Origin of the sequence: Thermohalobaculum sediminis, assembly GCF_023487995.1 — a bacterium.
Lineage (GTDB): Bacteria > Pseudomonadota > Alphaproteobacteria > Rhodobacterales > Rhodobacteraceae > Thermohalobaculum > Thermohalobaculum sediminis.
The window spans coordinates 302,489-324,247 of sequence record NZ_JAMFKN010000001.1; the positions used below are offsets into that span (position 1 = coordinate 302,489).

At 71.7% G+C, this 21,759-nt stretch carries 24 protein-coding genes; 13 read left to right on the forward strand and 11 right to left on the reverse strand.

Annotation, left to right across the window (positions count from 1 at the left end):
* Positions 1-2,214 carry a malate synthase G gene (locus M1105_RS01420; RefSeq protein ID WP_249578561.1) on the reverse strand — a complete coding sequence of 738 codons (2,214 nt, stop codon included), beginning with the start codon at positions 2,212-2,214 and terminating at the stop codon, positions 1-3.
* A 221-nt stretch (positions 2,215-2,435) separates the two neighbouring features.
* On the opposite strand from M1105_RS01420, the gene M1105_RS01425 reads away from it, so the two are divergent.
* Positions 2,436-2,987, forward strand: coding sequence for a hypothetical protein (locus tag M1105_RS01425; protein ID WP_249578562.1), 552 nt, complete (start codon positions 2,436-2,438; stop codon positions 2,985-2,987).
* A gap of 65 nt (positions 2,988-3,052) precedes the next feature.
* On the opposite strand, the gene dksA is transcribed toward M1105_RS01425, so the two are convergent.
* Positions 3,053-3,475 carry an RNA polymerase-binding protein DksA gene (dksA, locus tag M1105_RS01430; RefSeq protein ID WP_249578563.1) on the reverse strand — a complete coding sequence of 141 codons (423 nt, stop codon included), beginning with the start codon at positions 3,473-3,475 and terminating at the stop codon, positions 3,053-3,055.
* A 162-nt stretch (positions 3,476-3,637) separates the two neighbouring features.
* Between dksA and M1105_RS01435 the strand changes: the two genes are divergently transcribed.
* On the forward strand, positions 3,638-4,477 hold the full coding sequence (locus M1105_RS01435; RefSeq protein ID WP_249578564.1) for an AAA family ATPase: 840 nt from the start codon (positions 3,638-3,640) through the stop codon (positions 4,475-4,477).
* A gap of 79 nt (positions 4,478-4,556) precedes the next feature.
* On the opposite strand, the gene M1105_RS01440 is transcribed toward M1105_RS01435, so the two are convergent.
* Positions 4,557-4,724: a hypothetical protein gene (locus M1105_RS01440; protein ID WP_249578565.1), complete on the reverse strand. Its 168-nt coding sequence runs from the start codon at positions 4,722-4,724 to the stop codon at positions 4,557-4,559.
* A 360-nt stretch (positions 4,725-5,084) separates the two neighbouring features.
* On the opposite strand from M1105_RS01440, the gene M1105_RS01445 reads away from it, so the two are divergent.
* From M1105_RS01445 to M1105_RS01465, 5 genes are all read left to right on the forward strand, one after another.
* The gene (locus tag M1105_RS01445; RefSeq protein ID WP_249578566.1) at positions 5,085-5,543 is read left to right on the forward strand and encodes a GNAT family N-acetyltransferase; all 459 of its coding nucleotides are present in this window, start codon (positions 5,085-5,087) and stop codon (positions 5,541-5,543) included.
* Positions 5,540-6,841, forward strand: coding sequence for a DUF2927 domain-containing protein (locus tag M1105_RS01450; RefSeq protein ID WP_249578567.1), 1,302 nt, complete (start codon positions 5,540-5,542; stop codon positions 6,839-6,841). Before M1105_RS01445 ends, M1105_RS01450 begins: the two co-directional genes overlap by 4 nt.
* Before the next feature lie 22 nt (positions 6,842-6,863).
* Complete coding sequence (locus M1105_RS01455; protein ID WP_249578568.1) at positions 6,864-7,034, forward strand: hypothetical protein; 171 nt, start codon at positions 6,864-6,866, stop codon at positions 7,032-7,034.
* Positions 7,035-7,040: 6 nt separating this feature from the next.
* Positions 7,041-8,222, forward strand: coding sequence for a vWA domain-containing protein (locus M1105_RS01460; RefSeq protein ID WP_249578569.1), 1,182 nt, complete (start codon positions 7,041-7,043; stop codon positions 8,220-8,222).
* A gap of 181 nt (positions 8,223-8,403) precedes the next feature.
* Positions 8,404-8,901 (forward strand): hypothetical protein, encoded by a 498-nt coding sequence (locus M1105_RS01465; protein WP_249578570.1) that lies wholly within the window; start codon positions 8,404-8,406, stop codon positions 8,899-8,901.
* 81 nt (positions 8,902-8,982) lie between these two features.
* Here M1105_RS01465 and M1105_RS01470 read toward each other — a convergent pair whose 3' ends face one another.
* Positions 8,983-9,483, reverse strand: coding sequence for a VOC family protein (locus M1105_RS01470; protein ID WP_249578571.1), 501 nt, complete (start codon positions 9,481-9,483; stop codon positions 8,983-8,985).
* Positions 9,484-9,674: 191 nt separating this feature from the next.
* Here M1105_RS01470 and M1105_RS01475 point away from each other — a divergent pair, with 191 nt between their 5' ends.
* From M1105_RS01475 to M1105_RS01485, 3 genes are read left to right on the forward strand one after another with little or no spacing between them, the layout of a single operon-like run.
* On the forward strand, positions 9,675-10,373 hold the full coding sequence (locus M1105_RS01475; protein WP_249578572.1) for a M48 family metalloprotease: 699 nt from the start codon (positions 9,675-9,677) through the stop codon (positions 10,371-10,373).
* Positions 10,366-10,647, forward strand: a complete 282-nt coding sequence (locus tag M1105_RS01480) for a hypothetical protein (protein WP_249578573.1) — start codon at positions 10,366-10,368, stop codon at positions 10,645-10,647. The genes M1105_RS01475 and M1105_RS01480 overlap by 8 nt, the downstream gene beginning before the upstream one ends.
* Positions 10,648-10,672: 25 nt before the next feature.
* Complete coding sequence (locus M1105_RS01485; RefSeq protein WP_249578574.1) at positions 10,673-11,410, forward strand: DUF1045 domain-containing protein; 738 nt, start codon at positions 10,673-10,675, stop codon at positions 11,408-11,410.
* Here the strand turns inward: M1105_RS01485 and M1105_RS01490 are convergent.
* Entirely contained in the window at positions 11,367-12,212 is an 846-nt protein-coding gene (locus M1105_RS01490; protein WP_249578575.1) for a DMT family transporter, read from the reverse strand. The two genes, M1105_RS01485 and M1105_RS01490, sit on opposite strands and share 44 nt — an antisense overlap.
* Before the next feature lie 690 nt (positions 12,213-12,902).
* Between M1105_RS01490 and M1105_RS01495 the strand changes: the two genes are divergently transcribed.
* Complete coding sequence (locus M1105_RS01495) at positions 12,903-13,193, forward strand: 4a-hydroxytetrahydrobiopterin dehydratase (protein ID WP_406600572.1); 291 nt, start codon at positions 12,903-12,905, stop codon at positions 13,191-13,193.
* Positions 13,194-13,394: 201 nt separating this feature from the next.
* Here M1105_RS01495 and M1105_RS01500 read toward each other — a convergent pair whose 3' ends face one another.
* From M1105_RS01500 to M1105_RS01510, 3 genes are read right to left on the reverse strand one after another with little or no spacing between them, the layout of a single operon-like run.
* Complete coding sequence (locus tag M1105_RS01500; protein WP_249578576.1) at positions 13,395-16,124, reverse strand: hybrid sensor histidine kinase/response regulator; 2,730 nt, start codon at positions 16,122-16,124, stop codon at positions 13,395-13,397.
* 11 nt (positions 16,125-16,135) lie between these two features.
* On the reverse strand, positions 16,136-16,618 hold the full coding sequence (locus tag M1105_RS01505) for an ATP-binding protein (RefSeq protein ID WP_249578577.1): 483 nt from the start codon (positions 16,616-16,618) through the stop codon (positions 16,136-16,138).
* 49 nt (positions 16,619-16,667) lie between these two features.
* Positions 16,668-17,018 carry an STAS domain-containing protein gene (locus M1105_RS01510; protein ID WP_249578578.1) on the reverse strand — a complete coding sequence of 117 codons (351 nt, stop codon included), beginning with the start codon at positions 17,016-17,018 and terminating at the stop codon, positions 16,668-16,670.
* A gap of 126 nt (positions 17,019-17,144) precedes the next feature.
* On the opposite strand from M1105_RS01510, the gene M1105_RS01515 reads away from it, so the two are divergent.
* Entirely contained in the window at positions 17,145-18,422 is a 1,278-nt protein-coding gene (locus M1105_RS01515) for a PP2C family protein-serine/threonine phosphatase (RefSeq protein WP_249578579.1), read from the forward strand.
* A gap of 196 nt (positions 18,423-18,618) precedes the next feature.
* Here the strand turns inward: M1105_RS01515 and M1105_RS01520 are convergent, their stop codons facing one another.
* Positions 18,619-19,020, reverse strand: coding sequence for an Hpt domain-containing protein (locus tag M1105_RS01520; protein ID WP_249578580.1), 402 nt, complete (start codon positions 19,018-19,020; stop codon positions 18,619-18,621).
* Positions 19,021-19,284: 264 nt separating this feature from the next.
* Between M1105_RS01520 and M1105_RS01525 the strand changes: the two genes are divergently transcribed.
* Positions 19,285-20,049 (forward strand): class II aldolase and adducin N-terminal domain-containing protein, encoded by a 765-nt coding sequence (locus M1105_RS01525; RefSeq protein WP_249578581.1) that lies wholly within the window; start codon positions 19,285-19,287, stop codon positions 20,047-20,049.
* 7 nt (positions 20,050-20,056) lie between these two features.
* Here M1105_RS01525 and M1105_RS01530 read toward each other — a convergent pair whose 3' ends face one another.
* Positions 20,057-21,181, reverse strand: a complete 1,125-nt coding sequence (locus M1105_RS01530) for a CaiB/BaiF CoA transferase family protein (protein WP_249578582.1) — start codon at positions 21,179-21,181, stop codon at positions 20,057-20,059.
* The gene (locus M1105_RS01535) at positions 21,178-21,753 is read right to left on the reverse strand and encodes a hypothetical protein (RefSeq protein ID WP_249578583.1); all 576 of its coding nucleotides are present in this window, start codon (positions 21,751-21,753) and stop codon (positions 21,178-21,180) included. The genes M1105_RS01530 and M1105_RS01535 overlap by 4 nt, the downstream gene beginning before the upstream one ends.
* Positions 21,754-21,759 lie beyond the last annotated feature (6 nt).

Genomic DNA, 21,759 nt, shown 5'->3' on the forward strand with positions numbered 1-21,759 from the left:
TCAGGCAGCCTCCCCTTTCAGCTCCGCCTTCTTCTTCAGGCGCCGTGCGTGCAGCACCGGCTCGGTATAGCCGCTGGGCAGGTCGGTGCCCATGAAGATGAGATCTGCCGCCGCCTGGAAGGCCTGCCCGTCGAAGCGCGGCGCCATCGGCGCGTAGGCCGGGTCGCCCGCGTTCTGGCGGTCGACCACCTCGGCCATCCGGCGCAGGGTGGCGGTGACCTGGTCGGCGGTGACGATGCCGTGCAGCAGCCAGTTAGCGATGTGCTGCGAGCTGATCCGCAGGGTCGCGCGGTCTTCCATCAGGCCGATGTCGTTGATGTCGGGCACCTTCGAGCAGCCAACCCCCTGGTCGATCCAGCGCACGACATAGCCGAGGATGCCCTGGCAGTTGTTGTCGAGCTCGGCCTGGATCTCCTCGGCCGACCAGTTCGGGCGGTCGGCCAGCGGTATGGCCAGGATGTCGCCCAGAGCGGCGCGCGGGCGGCCGCCGATCTCGGCCTGCCGCGCGGCCACATCGACCCGGTGATAATGGATCGCGTGGATCGTGGCGGCGGTTGGCGAGGGCACCCACGCGGTGTTCGCGCCGGCCATCGGGTGGACCACCTTCTGCTCGAGCATCGCCTGCATCAGGTCCGGCATCGCCCACATGCCCTTGCCGATCTGGGCGACGCCCTTGAGCCCGCATTCGAGCCCGATGTCGACGTTCCAGTCCTCGTAGGCGGCGATCCACGGGGTTTTCTTCATGTCCGCCTTGCGGATCATGGGGCCGGCCTGCATCGAGGTGTGGATCTCGTCGCCGGTGCGGTCGAGGAAGCCCGTGTTGATGAAGCATATACGCGACTTGGCGGCGCGGATGCACTCCTTGAGGTTGACGGTGGTGCGCCGCTCCTCGTCCATGATGCCGAGCTTGATGGTGTTGCGCGCCATGCCCAGCAGGTCCTCGACCGCGGCCATCAGGGCGTCGGTGGCGGCGACCTCCTCGGGGCCGTGCATCTTGGGCTTGACGATGTAGACCGAGCCCGCGCGCGAGTTGCGTGGGCCTTCGGTCTTGCGCAGGTCATGCAGCGCGATCAGCGAGGTGCAGACGGCGTCCAAGATCTCCTCGGGGATCTCGGCGCCGTCGGGCAGCAGGATCGCGGGGTTGGTCATCAGCGGGCCCACGTTGCGCACCAGCATGAGCGACCGTCCCGGCAGGGTGAAGGGCGTGCCGTCGGGCGCGAGATACTCGCGGTCGGGGTTTAGCGCCCGGGTGAAGGTCTCGCCGCCCTTCTCGACCTGCTCGGTCAGGTCGCCCTTCATCAGGCCCAGCCAGTTCGAGTAGGTCAGCACCTTGTCGGAGGCATCGACCGCGGCAACCGAATCCTCGCAGTCGCAGATCGTCGTGATCGCGGCCTCGACGATCACGTCGGCGAGGCCGAGGCTGTCATGCCGACCGATGGGGCTGTCGAGGTCGATCTTCAGTTCGACATGCAGGTTGTGGCGCCGCAGCAGGATCGCCGAGGGGTTTGCCGGGTCGCCGCGATAGCCGACGAACTGCGAGGGATCGGCAAGCCCCGCGGTCGCGGCCCGCACGCCGGTACCGTCGCGCGCGGTCAGGCCCGGGATCAGGCGGACCTGCAGCTGGCCGTTCACCACGGCGACGCCCTCGACATGACCCCAGGCGAGCCCCTTGACCGACAGCGGCGCGATGCCGGTTAGGTGCGCCTTGGTCCAGGTGACGACGCGCCCACCACGCCTGCGGTCATACCTGCCCTTCGGCGCGGGGCTGCCCAGAGCGTCGGTGCCATAGAGCGCGTCGTAGAGCGAGCCCCAGCGCCCATTGGCCGCGTTCAGCGCGTAGCGTGCGTTCATCACCGGCACCACGAGCTGCGGCCCCGCGATCGTCGAGAACTCGTCGTCCACGCCGGGCGTGTCGATGGTGAAGTCTGGCCCCTCGGGGACCAGGTAGCCGATCTCGGTCAGGAATGCCTTGTAGGCGGCCGCGTCATGCGGCTGGCCGCGCCGGGCGATGTGCCAGGCGTCGATCTTCTCCTGCAGCGCGGCGCGCTTTGCCACCAGCGCGCGGTTCCTTGGCGCGAACGCGGCGGCGATGCGGCCAAAGCCCTCCCAGAACGCGGCCTCGTCCACGCCCGTCCCGGGCAGCGCTTGCGCGTTGATGAAATCGTAGAGCTCGCGCGCGACCCGGAGGCCGCCTGCGCCGACACGCTCGGTCATGGCCGGATGTCCTGTGTTGTCCCCATTTTCGGGCGTGGATAGGGGGCGGGCGACCATGCTGCAAGGCAGCATGGATGGACTTCCGCCTGATGGAAAAGCCATGCGCGGCAGGATCGGGCCGGAATTTCGTTGCCGCGTGGCTTGCGCGGACCTACCCTCGCGGCATCGCGATTTCCGAGTGGCCGTTGCGTAAGTCATTTCAGCACCAGGGGGGAACCGACATGGCCGAGACGCCGAGAAACGTCGACGAAATCAAGAAGAACCCGAAGATGATGGCCGCATATCTTGCATATGCGAAACGCCGGGCGACGCTCAACGAGGTGATGTTCTACTTCGACAAGGGCAACGCGCAGGGCGTGTGGCCCAAGTATCTCGACCCCAAGGCCAAGCTCGCGGTGAATGTCGACGGCAAGGTCACCACCGCCGGGGGAAAGCTGGCGGCGGCGGGCGACTGGGGCAACGCGCTCTGGCCGAAGATCATCGCGCTGGGCAAGACCCAGGTCGGCGACGCGCTGAACGGCGACATAGGCACCTTCGTCGCCTCGAATGAGTACAAGGAGTACCAGGTCAAGGAGAACATGGGCGACCCGACCAAGGCCGCCAAGGTCCTGGGGATCAGCGACGTCAAGAAGCTGAAGGCTGCGATGGAGGCCCAGGCAACCGGCGACACCAAGACCGCGAAGAAGCTGTTCGAGGCCCTCGCCAAGCAGGAGAAGATGAAGGTCAAGTACGAGGATATGGTGAAGAACCTGAAATCCTCGGGCGTGATGTAGGCGGCGCCAAAACGGCAAAGGGCCGCACCTGGGCGGCCCTTCCTCATGCTCCCGCGCGGCGGCGCTCAGCTGTCGCGGTGGACCTTCTCACGCCGCTCGTGCTTTTCCTGCGCCTCGAGCGAGAGGGTCGCGATCGGGCGCGCGTCGAGGCGCTTGAGCGAGATCGGCTCGCCCGTCTCCTCGCAGTAGCCGTAGGTGCCCTCGTCGATGCGCCGAAGCGCCGCGTCGATCTTCGAGATCAGCTTGCGCTGCCGGTCGCGGGTCCGCAGCTCCAGCGCGCGGTCGGTCTCGGCCGAGGCGCGGTCGGCGAGATCGGGGATGTTCTGCGTGTCCTCCTGCATGTTGAGGACGGTCTCGCGGCTCTCCTCGAGGATCGAGTCGCGCCATGCCAGCAGCTTGCGCCGGAAGTAGTCCTTCTGCCGGTCGCACATGAAGGGCTCGTCGTCGGAGGGGCGATACTCAGGGTCGATCGGGGCTTCGATATTCATCGGAACGGTCTCTCCCACCCAAGTTCCCGCGCAGCGAGGTTGCGGTGCATATAGAGCGTCGGGGACAGATTGTCACGTCTTAAAACCAATGAAAGATTGCGCTATATGCCTCAATCGTTTGCGAAAAAATCCCCGGTGGGCGCGGAGTGGAGGAAAGCCGCCATGCGGTTTGAGGGAACGGCCGACTATGTCGCGACCGAGGATCTGATGATCGCGGTCAACGCCGCGATTCGACTGGAGCGCCCGCTGCTGGTCAAGGGCGAGCCCGGCACCGGCAAGACCGAACTCGCCCGCCAGGTGGCACAGGCGCTGGGCTTGCGGCTGATCGAATGGCACGTCAAATCCACCACCCGGGCGCAGCAGGGCCTCTATGAATACGACGCCGTCAGCCGCCTGCGGGACAGCCAGCTTGGCGACGGGCGCGTGGGCGACGTGCGCAACTACATCCGCCGCGGCAAGCTCTGGGAGGCGTTCGACGCGCCCGAAAAGGTCGTGCTGCTGATCGACGAGATCGACAAGGCCGACATCGAGTTCCCCAACGACCTGTTGCAGGAGCTCGACCGCATGGAGTTCCACGTCTACGAGACCGGCGAGACCGTGGTCGCCCGCCAGCGGCCCATCGTCATCATCACCTCGAACAACGAGAAGGAACTGCCCGACGCCTTCCTGCGCCGCTGCTTCTTCCACTTCATCGCCTTCCCCGATACCGAGACGATGACGCGCATCGTCGACGTGCACTTCCCCGGCGTGAAGCACGAGCTGGTGCGCGCCGCGCTGACGCGCTTCTACGAGCTGCGCGAGACGCCGGGGCTGAAGAAGAAGCCCTCGACATCCGAGGCGCTGGACTGGATCCGGCTGCTGATGGCCGACGACGTGGACCCCGCGACGCTGCGCGCCGACGCCAAGCACGCGATCCCGCCGCTGCACGGGGCGCTGCTCAAGAACGAGCAGGACGTGCACCTGTTCGAGCGGCTGGCCTTCATGGCGCGCCGTCAGGGCTGATCGGACGCCGTTCGGCCCGGCGGGACGCGACGGGCGGGGCTAGATGGCCCCACGCGCGCTCGGGCGGCACCCGCCAATGTCAGCCGCCGCCGATCGGGTCCGGGTTCTCGCCGGCACCCGAGCCCATCTCGGTGGTCGAGCCCGGCTCGAAATTCGTGTTGACCTCGCCGATCCCGGGGTCCGGGGAGATCGACGCGGGCAAGCCCGCCTCGTTGCCCATCCCGGGCTGCTCGATGGTCGTGTCCATGCCGGCCCCGCCGCCCGTCGGGCGAGTCCTTGTCGTCCGGCAGGGTATCGAGAAGCTCCTCCTGAGCCTCGTTCAGACCGCCGGAGGTCTGACCATGGGCAAGCCCGCCTGCGGCAAACCCGGCGATCAGCATTGCCAGCGCCGCGCGTTTCAAGATGTCTACTCCTCGCTCGTGTGCGTTCGGCGCTCCGGCAGGCGGTCTCCCGGAAGCGCCCTCGAATGCCCCACGAACGTGCCGCTCCGGAGGGGCGTTGCGACGCGATCACGGGATCGGGACCGCCGCCCCGCAAGCGGCTGGCCGTTGCGGCGGCGGCAACGCCAGTCCAGAGTCGAGGCCGACCCGCCAGACCGGAGACACCGATGACGACAGCCGAATCTCCTGCCCTGACGATCCGCCCGCTCGCGCCCAGCGACGAGCCGGAATGGCGCAGGCTCTGGACCGCATATCTCGACTTCTACGAGAGCAAGGTCGGCGAGGACGTCTACCGCACGACCTTCGCGCGGCTTCTAGGCGATGACCCGCACGACTTCCACGGGCTCGTGGCCGAACGCGACGGGCGTCTGGTCGGACTCACGCATTACCTGTTCCACCGGCACTGCTGGCGGGTCGAGAACGTGGTCTACCTGCAGGACCTCTACGTCGCGCCCGAAGCGAGGGGGACGGGCGCGGGGCGCGCGCTGATCGAGGCGGTCTATGCCGCGGCAGATGCCGCGGGCTGCCCCACGGTCTACTGGCTGACGCAGGATTTCAACGAAACCGCGCGGCGCCTCTATGACCGGGTGGCAAAGAAAACGCCCTTCATCAAGTACCAGAGGTGAAGCGCGCTGCGGCGCTCCTGTTCCTGCTCGCCGCCTGCACGGGACCGGTGCGCGAGCCCGGCGCCCGGCCCGAGGCGCCGCCGCTGGGCGCGGCGCTGCCGGCGGGCGGCACGGCGTGGTCGAACGCCGGGCTGGCCGAAGTGTTCGGGGCCCTGACGTTCGAGCTCGAATGGGGCGCCTCGCGGGCCGGGCTGGTACGGCTGCCCGAGCCGGTCACGGTCGCGCTGGACGGGCCGGGAGCGGCGGCTTACGCCGGTTTTCTGCGGCAATACCTCGGCTATCTGGCCGACGGCACGGGCATCGCGATCGCGCCCGGCGGCGCGGCCAACCTGCATGTGCGGCTGGTCGAGGGGCGGGCCTTCGCACAGGCGCTGCGGGGGGCGGCCTGCGTGGTCACGCCGGGCGATCGGGGCTGGGCGGCGTTCCGGCGCGACGGGGCGGCGCTGTCCGGAGCGGCGATGGCGGAGGTCGACACGTTGGAGGCCGCCACGATCTTCATCCCGGCCGACGCGCCGCCGCACCTGATCCGCGCCTGCCTGATCGAGGAGATCGCGCAGGCGCTGGGGCCGGCCAACGACCTCTCGGGGCTGGGGCCGTCGATCTTCAACGACGATGCCGCGCATCTGTGGCCGACGGCGGTCGATCTGATGATGCTGCGCGTGCTCTACGCGCACGAGTTGCGGCCGGGGATGGGTCGGGCCGAGGCCGAGGCGGCGGCGCGCGTGGCGCTCGACCGGCTGAACCCGGCGGGCCGCGCGGCGCCCGCCCTGCCCTTCGTGCCCGACGCCGCGCTGGGCGACTGGCGCACCATGGCGGGCCGGGTGCACGAGCGGGACCTGCCCCCTGCGCGCCGCATCGAGCGGGCGCGGGCGGCGCTGAGGCTCGCCGAGGCCCGCGCGCCGGGCAGCCCGCAGGCCTCTCGCAGCCGCACGGCGCTGGGGCGGGCACTGATCGCCGCGCACCCGGCCGAGGCGGCCGAGGCGCTGGCCGGCGCGCGGGCGCTCTGCGCCGCCGTGCATGGCGCGCAGGACATCCGCGTCGCGCGGCTGCGGGTTGACGAGGGTGCGGCGAGGCTTGCGGCTGGTGACCCGGCCGGCGCGCTCGCGGCGACCGACGCGGCCGAGGGGCCGCTCGCCGCCCATGCGCAGGACGAGCGGCTGGCCGCACTTTACGCCGTGCGCGCCCGTGCCTATCGTGCGACCGGCGAGCATGCGCGGGCCGAGGCCACGCATCGTCTTGCCGCCGCCTGGGGCGCTTATGCCCTGGGCGCGGACGAGGGCCCCGCGCCGGGGCCGTGATGCCCGAGAGACCGAGGACCCGATGCCAGTCGCCGTTGCCTTCTTCGTAATCGCCTTCGCCATCGGCTGGGCGCGCGCCGTCAACCGCAACGGGACACTGGCGGACAAGCTGCAATGGGGCATCGCCCATGGCATCCCGGCGGGTCTGGTGGGCCTCGTGCTCGCCATCCTGCTGTCGCGCGCGGGGGTCTGAGGGGCGGTGTTCCTCAAGCTGTTCTTCGGTCTCAAGGCGGCGCGCGTGCCGGTGAGCCTGCGCGAGCACCTCATGCTGGTCGAGGCGGTGCGGGCCGACCTGGTGACCTGGGACGTCGAGGGCTTCTACTATCTCGCCCGCGCGGCGCTGGTGAAGGACGAGCGCCATCTCGACCGCTTCGACCGGGTGTTCGCCGAGGCGTTCCGGGGCGTCGAGAGCGTTGGCGGCGCCGGGCCCGAGACGATCGACCTGCCCGAGGAATGGCTGCGCCGGCTGGCCGAGAAGCACCTCACCGACGAGGAAAAGGCGCTGGTCGAGTCGCTGGGCGGCTTCGAGAAGCTGATGGAGACCCTGCGCCAGCGGCTCGAGGAGCAGAAGGGGCGCCACCAGGGCGGGTCGAAATGGATCGGCACGGCCGGCACCTCGCCCTTCGGCGCCTATGGCTACAACCCCGAGGGCGTGCGCATCGGGCAGGCGGAAAGCCGCAACCGGCGCGCCGTCAAGGTCTGGGACAGGCGCGAGTTCCGCAACCTCGACGGCGATGTCGAGATCGGCACCCGCACCATCAAGCTGGCGCTGCGGCGCCTCAGGCGCTGGGCGCGCGAGGGGGCGGCGGAGGAGTTGGACCTCGACGGCACGATCCGCGCGACCGCCGAGGCCGGCTGGCTGGACGTGAAGCTGCGGCCCGAGCGGCACAACGCGGTCAAGGTGCTGCTGCTGATGGACGTGGGCGGCTCGATGGACGACCACGTCCGGGTGGCGCAGGAGCTGTTCTCGGCCGCGCGGTCGGAATTCAAGCATCTCGAGTACCGCTACTTCCACAACTGCCTCTACGAGGGCGTCTGGCGCGACAACCGCCGCCGCTGGACCGAGCAGACGCCGACCGCCGAACTGCTCAACACCTTCGGCCCCGACTGGAAGCTGGTGATCGTGGGCGATGCCTCGATGAGCCCCTACGAGATCCTCTATCCCGGCGGCGCGAGCGAGCACTGGAACGCCGAGCCGGGCGAGGTCTGGCTGAGGCGCGCGCTGGCGAAATGGCCCTCGGCCGCCTGGATCAACCCGGTGCCCGAGCGGCACTGGGGCTACACCCAGTCGATCGGCATCGTCCGCGGGATCATGGAGGGCCGAATGTTCCCCATGACGCTCGCGGGGCTCGAAGCCGCGACGCGCGAGCTGAGCCGCTGAGGGGCGCGAAGCCCGCGCGGCCCCCGAATTGAGGCCGGATCGCGGCAATCGGCACGCCCGGCACGCAAGAAATCCCGAAAATGCCCAGATTCAGGGCAATGCGACCCGATTTCCGCCGGATCGCGGGGTTAGCCTCTTCTCAAGGTCGGGGTTCGGACCGTTGGCGTGAAGGGATCATCAGATGTTCGACGTTGCTCTACCCGAGTACGACGACGCGGCGTTCTACACCGCCGAGGAGCAGGGCGCGGCGCGGCGCACGGCGCTGCTGACCGAGCGGCTGGCCTCGCGCATGGTGATCGACCCGAGGCTCTCGCTCGCGGTGTTCGCGCTGGCGCTGGGCTTCGCGGCGTCGGGGACGGCGCTCCTGATGTCCTTCGCGGCCTTCGCGGCGCTGGTGCTGGGCGTGGTGATGCGGCCGCGGCCGCAGGAAGCACGCTACGGCGCCTTCAACGCGGTCGAGCTCGGCTTCCTCGTCTGGTGCTGCGACCCGCGCGGCCCCCTCGCCTCGGCGGCCAGCATCCGCGCGACGGCGGCCTTCGCAGTTTTCGGCCTCGGCACGCTGGCGACGCTGGGCGCCGGGATTGCGGGGCTTGCTCCGCAGGTGGTGCTTTGCGGTGCGGTCGCCTTCGCGGCACTGATCACCACGCGCCTCGCGCTCGCGGACCTCGTGCGCGGCTGAACGTCGCCGGACATCCCTGATCGGCGCGGCGCCGGGCGACAGGCCCGGCGCTTTTCGTTCGTCGCAGCGGCATGCCCGGGCTCAGCGGCAGGCGATCAGCTCGGCGAGGTCGAGCCGGGCATTGACCATGGCGAGCTTGCCGTCGGCATCGACCGGCCACTCCTCGCGCGGCCGGTCTCGGTAGAGCTCGACGCCGTTGCCGTCGGGGTCGCGCAGGTAGACCGCCTCCGAGACCCCATGGTCGGCCGCGCCCTCGATCCGGTGCCCCGCGGCGATGACGCGCCGCACGGCATCGGCGAGATCGGCGCGCGTCGGGTAGAGGAAGGCGGTGTGATAGAGCCCGGTATGCCCCGGCGGCGGCGGGGTGCCGCCACGGCTTTCCCACACGTTGAGGCCGAGATGATGGTGATACCCGCCCGCCGACAGGAACGCCGCGCCGGACGGGACCACCTGCATCACGTCGAAGCCGAGCACGCCGCAGTAGAAGGCGATGGCGCGGTCGAGATCGGCCACCCTGAGATGGACATGGCCGATGCGCGCGGCAGGCGCGACCGGTCGCGGGGCGGGTGTGAGGGGCGTCATCGCGGCGTCTCCATCCGTTGAGGGCGAGTTGCGCGCAAGGTATCCGTGCGCGATCCGCACGGCGAGAGGCGGCCGGGCAAATGACTCTTGAGCGCAGGCGAAGAATGGCGCGGACGGGCCGCGCGCGTGGCGCCGATGCGCCCCCCTCGCGCAGGTGACCGGCGCGGGCGGCGCACCTATATTCGGGACGCATGATCAAGCTGCTGCCGATCCTTCTGCTCATCGTCGCGGTGCTCGCGATCTTCCGCTATAACGTGTGGCGGATGGGCCGGGCGCTGCGCCGCCAGTCGCGCCCGCTGCATCACGACCAGCTCGACAAGATGCTGGGCCGGCTGGCCGAGGCAGCCGGGATCGACGGCATCGAGGTACGCCTGCTCGAGAACCCCATGCCGAACGGGCTGGCGACGCCCGAGGGCGAGATCTACCTGACAAGTGGGCTGTTCCGGCACTTCCAGTCCGGGCGGCTCGGGGTGCACGAGGTCGCATCGGTCATCGCGCACGAGCTGGGGCATCTCGCGCTGGGGCACACGCGGCGGAGGATGATCGACATGGCCGGGGCGCAGACGGCGCAAATCATCCTCGGCGGCATCCTCGCGCGATTCATCGGCATCCTTGGGTGGTATGCCTCGCAGTTCCTGGTCTCGCTGTTCATCGCCCGCATCAGCCGGGGCGACGAGTTCGAGGCCGATGCCTATGCCACGGCGCTGATGATGCGGGCGGGGCTGGGTGCCGAGCCGCAGGCGCGGATGCTCGAGAAGCTCGAGCAGATCCTGCCGCAGAACCTCATGGCGCAGCAGACGAGCTGGCTCGCATCGCACCCGCCGGTGGCCGAGCGGACGGCGGCGATCCGTGCCAACGCCGCGCGCTGGGGCGAGCGTGCGCATGGCTGAGCGCGACGCCGGGGCGCGGCTGCTCGAGGCCGGGTCGAGCCATCTCTACCCGGGCGCGCGGCTGCGGGTCGAGGCGCCGAGCGCGGGCGACTGCCTGGTGGCCTTCGCCGACGGGGCGCGGGCGGGTGGGCGGCTGGCGGCGCTGGACGCGGGCGGATGGCGGCTCGATCTCGGTACCTACCGCACGGCACGGGGGCGCGCGATCGGGCCGAAGGCCTGGCGGCTCGCGGCGGCAGAGGGCGGCGGACTGCGCGTGACCGCCCGGCTGGACTGAGGCGGCGGCGTCAGGGGGGGGGGCGATGCAGGGGATCGAGGGGTATCGGCGCTACGCCGTCTACTGGGCGCCACCAGCCGGGTCGGAACTGGCGCAGGCGGGCGCCCGGTGGCTGGGCTGGGATGCCGAGGCCCGTCGCGCGGCGGCGCCGGAGGGCGGACCGCTTGCCGCCGTGCCGGGGCGCTACGGCTTCCATGCGACCCTGAAGGCCCCCTTCCGCCTGCGTGAGGGGATGCCCGCGAGCGCACTCGACACGGCGGTCGCGGCGCTGGCCGGGCGGCTCGCGCCGGCCGCGGCGCCGGGGCTCGCGGCGGATGCGGGGCTGGGTTTCGTGGCGCTGCGCCCGACCGGCCCCTGCCCGACGCTCGACGCTGTGGCGGCATCCTGCGTGACCGGGCTCGACCGCTTTCGCGCGCCGCCCGGGCCTGCCGAGATGGCACGGCGCCGGGCCGAGGGGCTCGACGCACGGGGCGAGGCGCTGCTGGCGCGCTGGGGATACCCGCGGGTGCTCGACGGCTTCCAGTTCCACGTGACGCTGACCGGCCCGGTCGCCGGGGCCGAGGCGGAGCTGGCGGTCGCGCGCGCGCAGGCCCGCTTCGCGCCGCTCCTCGCGCCACGCTTCGTGCTCGACGCCCTCTGCCTGTTCGGCGAGCCCGGCGCTGGACAGCCCTTCCACCTGCTGCGGCGCCACGCCCTCGGCGGCGACGCGGGCGCGCCGCTCAGCCCTTGCCGAGCCGAAGGAGCGCCGCGCCGCAGATCGTGACCATGGTCGAGGCCACCTTCGCGAGGTCGAGCCGCTCGCGCAGCACGACGACGCCAATCACCAGGGCAAACACGACGCTGGTCTCGCGCAGCGCGGTCACCAGCGCAATCGGGGCCTGCGTAAAGGCCCAGACCACCAGCGCGTAGGCGGTGAACGAGGCGCCACCGCCCAACACGAAGACCCGCCGCGCCTGCAGGAGGCCGCGCAGCCGCGCCGGTCGCCAGAACCCCAGCATCGCGGCGAAGATGGCCGAATTGACCACCGCGACCACGCCATAGAAGCCGAGCGGGCTGCCCGCCGCCCGCGCGCCAAGCCCGTCGACCAGCGAATAGCCGGCGATGAAGCACCCCGTCGTCACCGCGAGGAAGGCCGCGCGCCCGTTACGCAGGCCGTCGGCCTGACGGACGAGGCTGAGGCTCATGATGCCGGCGCCGATCACCACGACGCCCGCGATCTCGGCCGGGCCCAACTCGACGCCGAGGAATCCGACCGAAACCGCGGCGACCAGCAGCGGCGCCGTCCCCCGCGCGATTGGGTAGACCTGCGTGAGATCGCCGATCCGGTAGGAGCGCGTCAGGAACACCTGGTAGCCGACATGCAGCAGCACCGAGGCCGCGATGTAGGGCCAGCTCTCGACGGCGGGCAGCGGCGCCACGGCGAGCGCGAGGAGCGCGAATAACCCCTGCCCGAGAACCACCGCGGCCATCGCGAGCGTCTTGTCATCGCCGCGCTTGACCTGCGCGTTCCACAGCGCGTGCAGGAAGGCGGCGGCGATGACGACCAGAAAGACCGTGGCGCTCATGCCCGGGCCGCCCGATCGGTGGCGCCGTTACCGCGCCGGGACCGCGCCGCGGGCTCGACGGTGTGCGGACCAGCGACGCCGTTGCCCTGGCCGGGGACGCGGATCGGCCAGGCCTCGCCAACCGCTCGCGGGCGTGTCGCTGAGGGCCCGGCGCAGGCGGTGCGGACGAGGCGGGCGCGGGGCCCGCGATCGCCCCCATCGGAGGCGACCTGGTTTCGCCCGGACGATGACAGGCCAGCGCCCCGGAGGATCGCGCCCCGTCCGCCCGCGATGCGAGAGCCGCGCGCGGGCGGGAGCAAGGGCTTGCGTCCCGCACCGCCACCGGTCGGCCCGATACCGCGGCCGCTCCGGGCCTTGGCCGTCATGACGTCGAGGGCGTGCTTCATGACCGCGAGGAGGGGCCGAGCGCCGCGCACGGTGCGCCGCCGCCCTGGTGGCACGCCTGCCCCCTCTCGCGGCCAGCCGGGCGCGCATGGGCGCGGGAAGTCACGGGCATGTCGGAGGCCTCTCTGCCGGTCGCGCGGGACCACAGCCCTAGCCGAGTCGCGCGGCCGAGGCGAGGGCCGAGATGGCCGGCTGCCACCGCGCGACGACCCCAGAGGCGCGCGCGCCGCCCGCCCTCGACCCGCCGCGGTTTTCCTGAGACGATGCCCGCAGGCGCAGCGCGCAACACGGTCAAGGAGACACGCAATGACCATGACCTCCGTTCCCGAGGACCTGACCGACGCAGGCTGGCAGATCTCGAGCGATGGCACCGCGATCACCAGGACGTTTCGTTTCAAGGGCTTCCGAGACGCCATGGCGTGGATGACGCGGGCTGCCTTCGACGCCGAGCATCTGAACCATCACCCGGAATGGTCGAACGTCTACAACCGGATCGAGGTGCGGCTCACCACCCACGACACCGGCGGCCTGACCGAGCGGGATATCGAGCTCGCACGGCGCATGGAGCGCATCGCCGTGGCCCCCAAGGCGGCCTGAGCCGTGCGCCCGGAACACTCTGCGCGACCCATCGGCCTGAGTCGCGCGCGGCGCCTTCGGCGTCGCCCATCGGCCTGAGCCGCGCGCGTGGCATTCGGCGCGCCCCTCCTAAGCGGCCCATCGCACCGGCCGGGCCCGCGTCGCAGCCGCGACGCCGACCAGCTCGCGACTCTCGTGGGCCGGTGCCCGGTGGACGAACGCTCACGGTGTCCCGGGCGCGGCATGGCGCGCGTCGCCCCGGGACTCGACCGGCGCTATCGGCGCGGTGGCGGCCGAAAGGACCTCGATCAGCGCGCTGCGGCGCAGGGGCTTGGCGAGGTGGGCATCCATCCCCGCCGCGAGGCAGCGATCGCGGTCGCCCGCCATCGCGCTCGCGGTCAGGGCGACGATATGCGCCGGCGGCTGGCCGCGGGCACGCTCGAACCCGCGGATGGCATGGGTCGCCTCGAAGCCGTCCATCTCGGGCATCGAGATGTCCATCAGCACAAGGCCGGGCGTGAGTTCGCGGAAAAGCTCGACGGCGCGGCGGCCATGCTCGGCAAAGACGGGGGCGAAACGGGTGCCGGCCAGCATCCCCTCCACCACCAGCCGGTTGGTGGCGTTGTCCTCGGCGACCAGCACGGTGACGGGATCGGCGCAAGGCAGCGCATGCTGCGGCGTGGCCATCAGGGTGCAACCCTGATGCAGCAGCCCGGCGCGGGCGCCGGAGAGGCCGGGGACAGCCGCGACGGCATCGGAAACCGCCGCCGGATCGCGCCGGGACGCGGCAGGGCCGGGCAGCGCCGCGGGCGGCGGTTCGGCGTTCGCCTCAGCCGCGGGCGCAGGGCACGGCGCGAGCGGCAGCCGAACGGTGAAGATCGTCCCGCCACCGGCGTTGGGCTCGGCCCGGATGTCGCCATCCATCAGCCGCGCGAGCCGGCGCGAGATCGCGAGCCCGAGCCCGGTCCCCTGGAACCTGCGCGAGGCCCGCTGGTCCACCTGCACGAAATCCCCGAAGATCTGCGACAGCCGGTCGGGCGGGATGCCGATCCCCGTGTCGGCGACCCCAAGCTGCACCATCGCCCCATCCGCGCCGGGCGTGCAGTCGACCGCGACCCGCACCTCGCCCGCGTCGGTGAACTTCACCGCGTTGCCGATCAGGTTGAGCAGGATCTGCCGCACCCGCCCGGCGTCGCCCGCGAAGCGCCGCGGCAGGCCGGGCGCGTAGTCGACCTGCAGCGCCAGTCCCTTGCCCGCCGCGCGGGGCAGAACGAGGCTCAGAACCTCGCCGATCACAACCTCGAGGTCGAAGGGGGCGCGGTCGAGCACGAGCTGGCCCGCCTCGACCTTCGAGAAGTCGAGGATGTCGTTCAGGATCACCATCAGCGCCTCGCCCGAGTTGCGGATGGTCTCGACATAGCGGCATTGCTGCGGCGTCAGCTCGGTGGCGCAGAGCAGCTCGGTCACGCCGATCACGCCGTTCATGGGCGTCCGGATCTCGTGGCTCATCGACGCGAGGAAGGCCGATTTCGCCCGGCTCGCGGCCTCCGCCCGGTTGGCAAGCTCGATGGCGCGGGCCTCGCTTTCGGCCAGCCGCTCCTGGATCTGGCGGCGGGCGCTGATGTCGCGCTGGGTGCAGATGTAGCGACGGCCGCCGCCCGCTGGATCGCGGATCGGGCTGATCGCGACATCGGCCCAGTAGGCGCTGCGGTCGGCGCGGTAGAGCTGGACCTCGCAGGCAAAGGGGCTGTCGCCCGACAGCGCGGCGCGGATGCGCTGGGCGGTCTCGGGCTCGGTCAGCGGGCCGAACTGGAGGTCCGGCGACCGGCCCAGCACCTGGTCGATGCCGAAACCGGTGCCTTCGAGGAAGGCGCGGTTGGCCCAGGTCACCTGACCCGCGCCATCGGTCATCAGCACGAGGTCGCGGGTCTGCTGGGCGATCAGCGCCAGCTCCTCGGCCCGCGTGGCCGAGGCATGGGCCGCGCGCTCGGCCGCCAGCAGCCGTGCGGCCTGCCGCCGCTGGCTGCTGACATCCGCGAAGGACAGCACGGCGCCGCCCCGCGCGCGCATCGACACCGAAATCGCGAAGGTTCGCCCATCGGGCGTCTCGAAGATCGCGCCGTCGAGCGCGAGCGGCGAGGCCGACTGTGCACTGCCGGGCGGCTGGGCGCCCGGCCGCAATGTCAGCGCGCCACACGCGATGAGGTCGGCATGGAGCGCCGCGAAGGCCTGGCCCAAGGGATTGCGCATCCCGAGGTCGCGGACCAGAGCCGAGAAGCGCGGGTTCGCGCGCGCGCACTTGCCGTTCCCGCAGGTGATCAGGACCGCCTGCGACATGACGGCGAAGATCTCGTCGAGCTCGCCGGCGGAATCGGCCAGCGAGCGTTGCAGCGGCCGCAACGCCCAGTGATAGAGCCCGGCAACCCCGAGCAGGCTGAAGCCCAGCACGAACCAGCCCGCGGCACCGAGAAGCCGGCGCGAGGCCTCCACGGCATCGAGCCGCGCGGCCAGCGCTGCCTCGGCCGAGGGGAGCCCGCGCTCGCGCAGCAACCGGGCAAGCGCGGCCGCGGGCGTGGCGCCGTCCGCCTCGGCCGCAAGTCCCGGCAGCAGAGCGCTGATGGACTGGGCGAGATCCCGCTTAGCCGTGGTCCCCGAGGCGGCGACGGCGCCGCCGCGGCGGTGCGCCTGCTGCGCCGCCAGCCGTGCGGCGAGGCGGTCCCCAAGCATTGCCAGCCGCTGCCGCATCGCGGGCTCGCCGCTCGCCGCGGCCAGCGATTCGGCAAGATGGAGCACCCGGCCCATGTCGGCGGCGAGGCCGCGCGCCTCGGCCAGCGCGGCCTCGCTGCGCTGCTGGTGCAAAAGCGCCGCCGCTGGCGGCAGCAGGGTTGCCACCGTCATGACCGCGAACAGTACGACGAGCGTTCCGCGCACGGCCCCTGCGCGCCGCGCCATGGGTCGCGCGCTCAGGCCCGGCAGGCGCATGGTGGCAGCACCTTCTCGAGAAACAACCGGTTCCAGCCCTGATGGCGGTGGCGGTGGACGCGATCGACCGAAGCCGCAATCAGCAGGAGGCCCCAGCCGCCCTCGGGCAGCGCTTCGATCGGGCATCCCTCGGAGAGCGGCGCATCCGCCAACGACGCCGAGGCGGCGCCGAGGTCGTCGGGCGCCGGCGGCCCGCTGTCCTCGATGCAGACCGTCAGCGCCGACCCGTCGAGCCATAGCAGGAGCCGGACAAGCGGCGAGACGGCCGGGCCGCCGCCATGTTCGACCACGTTGTTCAGCGCCTCGGTCAGGGCAAGGCGCAGGGCGTCGGCGGCGTCGGCGAGCGTCTCCGCCTCGCCACCCCCGCAGCCCGCGCTCGGCGCCGCCGCGGCAAGGCCCGCGAGGCCGCCCGCGGCGAGCACCCGCTCGACCGTCGCGGCGACCGCGCGGATGTCGTTCGGCATCGCCAGCTCGAGCCTGGGCGGGCGCGAGGCGACGCAGGGAATGGCGCCGTCACAGGGCGGGGACGGCATCGTGGATCGTGAAGACGCGGTCCATCCGCGTGAGGGTGAACACCTTGCCCACCGCGGGCCGCAGGCAGCAGATCTTGAGCCTGCCTCGGGGACCGAGGTGCTTGTAGGCGCCGACGACCGCGCCGAGCCCCGAGGAGTCGATGAACTCGACCGCGCTGAAGTCGAGCAGGATCGCGGCCGCGCCGGTGTCGATCAGCTCGACGAGTTCGCGCTTGAACTCTGCCGCCACCGCGGCGTCGAGGCGCGGCCCCGGAATGCCCACCACGCACCGCTGGCCGCTGCGTGACACTGCAAGCTGCACGTCCGCCTCCCTCGTCCAGACCCGGTCCATCGAGCCTTAACCGCTGCTCCTTAACGAAGTCCGAACGGCGTCCGCGGTGTCGCCCGGCGGCGTTCAGCCATGGTTAACCCGGATCCGCCATGGTCGGCGCCAGCGTAAATTTTGCGAGATGGTGTCGTGCGGCCTGAGATCGCGGAGCGGAGCCGGGGCGGGCATGCCGGCGAGCCGGAGCCCGAAGGCGCGGGGCGCCTGCTGCTGGTCGACGACAGCGCCACGCAGCGCATTCTGCTGGCGTCGCGGCTGCGTCGATGGGGTTACGATGTGACCGAGGCCGCGGACGGCGCCGAGGCGCTCGCGCGGATCGAGCGCGAGGGGTTCCGGCTGGTCCTCAGCGACTGGGTCATGCCGGGCCTGAGCGGGCCCGAACTGTGCCGCGCCATCCGCCGGCGCGAGACCGACCAGCACGCTTATGTGATCCTGCTGACCTCACGGCAGGAAAAGTCGGACGTGTCCGAGGGACTGGGCGCGGGCGCCGACGATTTCCTGTCGAAGCCGGTCGACGAGGGCGAGCTGGCCGCGCGCCTCACCGCGGGCCGGCGGGTGCTCGCGCTGCAGGAGCGGCTGATCGGCCAGCGCGAGGAGATGACGCGCGCTTATCGCGCGCTGCGGGCGCTGCACGACCGGCTCGACCGCGACCTCGCGGTGGCGGCAGGGCTGCAACGCGCGGTGTTGCCGCCCGCCTTCGCGCAGGTGGCGGGCTTCCGGGTCGGGGCGCTCTGCCGGCCGCAGGGGCATGTGGGGGGCGATCATGTGGGCTATTTCGCCGCCGGCGAGGGGACGCTGGGCGCCTACTCGATCGACGTGTCGGGCCATGGGGTCGCCTCGGCGCTGCTGGCGATCCGGCTCGCCCAGCATTTCGACCCGGGCAGCCCGGACGGCAATCTCGCCTTCGAGCACGCGCCGGGCGAGGCGCCTCGCCTGCGGCCGCCCGCCGAGGTGATGGCCGAGCTGAACGAACGCTTCCTGTCGGGTCGGCGGCACGACCTCTACTTCACCATGGCCTACGCGGTGGCCGAGCATGGCAGCGGCTGGGTGCGGATGTGCCAGGCGGGCCACCCCGCGGCAGCCGTGGTGGCGCCCGACGGCCGGGTGCGCTTCGCTGGCGATGGCGGCCCGCCGGTCGGCCTGCTGCCGGGGATGACCTTCACCGAGACTCGGCTCCGGCTGGCGCCGGGCGATCGGCTGGTGCTGCATTCCGACGGGATCACCGAGGCGCGGGCAGCCGATGGCAGCCTGCTCGAGACCGATGGCCTCGCGCACCTGCTGGGCGCGGGCGCGGCGCTGCCGGCGGAGGCCGTGCTGCCCGACCTCCTCGCCCGGCTCGAGGCGCGTGGCGGGCCGGAGGGGTTCGAGGACGACCTCTCGGCCGTGCTGATCGAGCGCCCGGCCGGGTAAGCCGCGCGGGCCCATGCGCGCGGCACCAAGGCGCGCACGCCCGCTGCCGCCGGCATCAGCGATCAGGCACGTGCCCGCGTATGTCTTGCATCCACGCCCGGCACGGCGCACGCGCCAGCGCGTCAGGTGCGGCAGGTGCGGCACAGGCCGGAGACGCGCGGCGCCAGTGCCCGCCACGGCAGGCATGCACCTCGCCTCAACCGCCGCTCGGCACTCCCAGCGCCGCGAGCAGATCGAGGCCGCGGCTCACCTCGGCGCGCAGGGTCGCGGCGATCGCGGCCCCGTGGCGGTGGCCGGCCCGCGCCTCGCACTCGAGACGCTCGCACAATCCGGCGAGGCGGCCGAGGGCAAGATAGAGCGCGCTCCCCTTGATGAAATGGAACTGCCGCTCGGCCACGGCGGCGTCGCCCCGGGCGAGCGCGTCGTCGAGCGCGTCGAGCGCCTTCGCCGACTCCGCCCGGAAGCTCGCCGCGACATCGGCAAGCAGCGCCGGCCCGAACTCGGCGCCGAGGGCATCGAGAACCGCCGTATCGAGGGTGCCGTCGTCGGGGTCCAACCCTGCCCGCCGCATCGCGGCCTCGGCTCCGTCCGAAAACATCGATCCTCCGCGCTGGTGTCGCGCCATTGTTGGGGCCCGAAGGTTAACGGCACGTGTCGCGGCCCTGGGCGCGGCGGACTGCGCCGTTCAAATCGGGCTGCGCGTCGCCGTTGCCCAGCAGCTAGCGGCTTGCGGCGGGGCGGTCAAATGGCGTGTCGCGTCAAGCCGCCTGCCGCCAGCCATCGCCCCCGGCGATCCATTTGCCAGACGACCCGCGATGCGGCACCATCCGCCCAGCGACACACCCGCCGAACGGAGACTGCGATGACCGCCACGCCCCTGCCCCGCCGCGAGACCAACATCGCCCACTGGGCGGAACGCTGCGACCTCGCGGCCGCCTTCCGCTGGACGGCGCGGCTGGGCATGCACGAATCGGTCGCGAACCACTTCTCGCTGGCGGTAAACGAGGACGGCACGCGCTTTCTCATCAACCCCAACCAGCGCCATTTCAGCCGGATCACCGCGTCCTCGCTGCTCGAGATCGACGCAAACGACCCCGCGACGATGGAGCGCCCCGACGCCCCCGACCCCACCGCCTGGGGCCTGCACGGCGCGGTGCACCGGCTGTGCCCGCATGCGCGCTGCGCGATGCATGTGCATTCGATCCACGCGACGGTGCTCGCCTGCCTCGAGGACCCGAGCCTGCCGCCGCTCGACCAGAACGCGGCGATGTTCTTCGGCAAGGTCGCGATCGACCAGCATTACGGCGGGCTTGCTCTGGGGGAGGAGGCAGAGCGGGCCTGCGAGGCGCTGGCCGACCCCGCCAAGACCGTCCTGATCATGGGCAACCACGGCGTGATGGTAGTTGGCGACACGGTCGCGCAGGCGTTCAACCGGCTCTACTACTTCGAGCGTGCGGCCGAGACCTACATCAAGGCCCTGTGGACCGGGCGGCCGCTGCGCGTCCTGAGCGACGAGGTCGCGGCCCGCACCGCCGCCGAGATGGACGACTACGACCCCTTCGCGAACAATCACCTGGCCGAGCTGCGCGCCATCCTGGACCGCGAGGCGCCTGATTACGCGACCTGAGCCCCCTTCAGCCCGGCGCGAACTCGGCCCGGATCGCCTGCCCGTGCTGGTCGAGCGCGGGCACATCGGCCTCGGCCAGCCAGTCGGCCCGCGCGCCGGGCATGGGCAGGGCGACCGAGCCCGCCTCGTGCCCCGCCTGCCAGCGGTCGAGCTGAGGGTGGCGCGACAGCCCCGCCACGTCGTTGAGCGCGCCGAAGGCGATGCGCGCGGCCGACAACCTCGCCTCGGCCTCGGCGCGAGTGACGCCGGCGAACCACGCCCCCACCTCGGCGTCCGTGCGGGCGCGGTCGGCCACGCGCTGGTTGTTGGTGGCGAGCGCGGGGTCGGCGGCGAGGTCGGCGCGGCCCATCACCTCGCCCGCCAGCACGCGCCATTCGCGGTCGGACTGGATCGAGATCAGGACCGTGCCGCCATCCGCAGTCCGGAACGCGCCATAGGGCGCGATCGAGGGATGCGCGAGCCCCGCCTGACCCGGCGCGCGGCCCAGATAGTCGTGATGCAACAGCGGCACGGTCATCCACTCGGCCATCGAGTCGAACAGCGAGACCTCGAGCGACGCCCCCTCGCCGGTGCGGAAGCGGCGCACCAGCGCTGTGGCGATGGCCCCGGCCGCGTTGATGCCGGTGCCGATGTCCGCAAGCGATACCCCGATCCGCCCGTAGGCCCCCGGCGCGCCGGAAACCGCGATGATGCCCGATTCCGCCTGGATCAGAAGGTCGTAGGCCTTGGCCTCGGCATAGGGCCCCACCGGGCCATAGCCCGACATGTCGCAGACCACCATCTCGGGCCGCGCGGCTAGCAGGCTCGCGGCGTCGAGTCCCATCCGCGCGGTCGCGCCATGGGCGAGGTTCTGGATGAACACGTCCGCCCGCGCCAGCATCGCCCGCATCACCGCCATGTCGGCCGGGTCCTTGAGGTCGAGCGCCACCGATTCCTTCCCGCGGTTGAGCCAGGCGAAATAGCTGGAGATGCCCCCCGCCGCGGTGTCGTAGCCACGGGCGAAATCGCCCTCGGGCCGTTCGACCTTGATGACCCTCGCGCCCGCCTCGGCCAGCCGCTGCGAGGCCATCGGCGCCGCCACCGCCTGCTCCAGCGAAACGACGAGAACCCCCTCGAACGGCCGGCTGCTCATGGTCGGAAGCCCCCTAAGGCTGCGATATCGGTCGCTTCCAGATAGGCGCGCTTCTGCTCGGCCGAGGCGCTCCCCGCAATGGTCAGCACCACATAGTCGGCGACGAGGGCCTGGAGGTCTCCGAGGGGCGTCACCACGAACTGCTCGCCCTCGATCTCCTCGACCCAGCCGAGGCCGCTCTCCTCGGCCGCGCGCCACTGCATTTCCAGTCGATCACGCATGTCTGGCTTCGGGTCCGCCCAGAGCGTGATCGAGACGAGAGGCACCCGCTCCATAAGTCGCGTCAGCTCGTCCCGCGGGTCGTCGGGACTGGTTGCCCAATAGGTCGCGCTCGCCGAAACGATCCCGAACATCGCGGCGGTCGCGAGCGAGGCCGAATCGACGGTTCGCGTCCATCCATCGAGCGCCGGGGGAAGCAGACCACCAAGCCGCTCGCTCCGCGCCCGGGCCTCCTCGTCCATCGCCATGAGCGGTTTTGCGCCACCAGTCTCCTGACCGGCCGCGACGGTCCCCGGCGGCAGCGCCGCAAGAAAGAGGGCGAGGCTCAGGCTGGCTGGCAGCGATTTCATCATCGGCCC

Coding starts and splice junctions, on each gene's coding strand:
- M1105_RS01420 (WP_249578561.1), bottom strand. CDS start 2,214: ATGACCGAGCGTGTCGGCGCAGGCGGCCTCCGGGTCGCGCGCGAGCTC.
- M1105_RS01425 (WP_249578562.1), top strand. CDS start 2,436: ATGGCCGAGACGCCGAGAAACGTCGACGAAATCAAGAAGAACCCGAAG.
- dksA (WP_249578563.1), bottom strand. CDS start 3,475: ATGAATATCGAAGCCCCGATCGACCCTGAGTATCGCCCCTCCGACGAC.
- M1105_RS01435 (WP_249578564.1), top strand. CDS start 3,638: ATGCGGTTTGAGGGAACGGCCGACTATGTCGCGACCGAGGATCTGATG.
- M1105_RS01440 (WP_249578565.1), bottom strand. CDS start 4,724: ATGGACACGACCATCGAGCAGCCCGGGATGGGCAACGAGGCGGGCTTG.
- M1105_RS01445 (WP_249578566.1), top strand. CDS start 5,085: ATGACGACAGCCGAATCTCCTGCCCTGACGATCCGCCCGCTCGCGCCC.
- M1105_RS01455 (WP_249578568.1), top strand. CDS start 6,864: ATGCCAGTCGCCGTTGCCTTCTTCGTAATCGCCTTCGCCATCGGCTGG.
- M1105_RS01465 (WP_249578570.1), top strand. CDS start 8,404: ATGTTCGACGTTGCTCTACCCGAGTACGACGACGCGGCGTTCTACACC.
- M1105_RS01470 (WP_249578571.1), bottom strand. CDS start 9,483: ATGACGCCCCTCACACCCGCCCCGCGACCGGTCGCGCCTGCCGCGCGC.
- M1105_RS01475 (WP_249578572.1), top strand. CDS start 9,675: ATGATCAAGCTGCTGCCGATCCTTCTGCTCATCGTCGCGGTGCTCGCG.
- M1105_RS01480 (WP_249578573.1), top strand. CDS start 10,366: ATGGCTGAGCGCGACGCCGGGGCGCGGCTGCTCGAGGCCGGGTCGAGC.
- M1105_RS01485 (WP_249578574.1), top strand. CDS start 10,673: ATGCAGGGGATCGAGGGGTATCGGCGCTACGCCGTCTACTGGGCGCCA.
- M1105_RS01490 (WP_249578575.1), bottom strand. CDS start 12,212: ATGAGCGCCACGGTCTTTCTGGTCGTCATCGCCGCCGCCTTCCTGCAC.
- M1105_RS01495 (WP_406600572.1), top strand. CDS start 12,903: ATGACCATGACCTCCGTTCCCGAGGACCTGACCGACGCAGGCTGGCAG.
- M1105_RS01500 (WP_249578576.1), bottom strand. CDS start 16,124: ATGGCGCGGCGCGCAGGGGCCGTGCGCGGAACGCTCGTCGTACTGTTC.
- M1105_RS01505 (WP_249578577.1), bottom strand. CDS start 16,618: ATGCCGAACGACATCCGCGCGGTCGCCGCGACGGTCGAGCGGGTGCTC.
- M1105_RS01510 (WP_249578578.1), bottom strand. CDS start 17,018: ATGGACCGGGTCTGGACGAGGGAGGCGGACGTGCAGCTTGCAGTGTCA.
- M1105_RS01520 (WP_249578580.1), bottom strand. CDS start 19,020: ATGTTTTCGGACGGAGCCGAGGCCGCGATGCGGCGGGCAGGGTTGGAC.
- M1105_RS01525 (WP_249578581.1), top strand. CDS start 19,285: ATGACCGCCACGCCCCTGCCCCGCCGCGAGACCAACATCGCCCACTGG.
- M1105_RS01530 (WP_249578582.1), bottom strand. CDS start 21,181: ATGAGCAGCCGGCCGTTCGAGGGGGTTCTCGTCGTTTCGCTGGAGCAG.
- M1105_RS01535 (WP_249578583.1), bottom strand. CDS start 21,753: ATGATGAAATCGCTGCCAGCCAGCCTGAGCCTCGCCCTCTTTCTTGCG.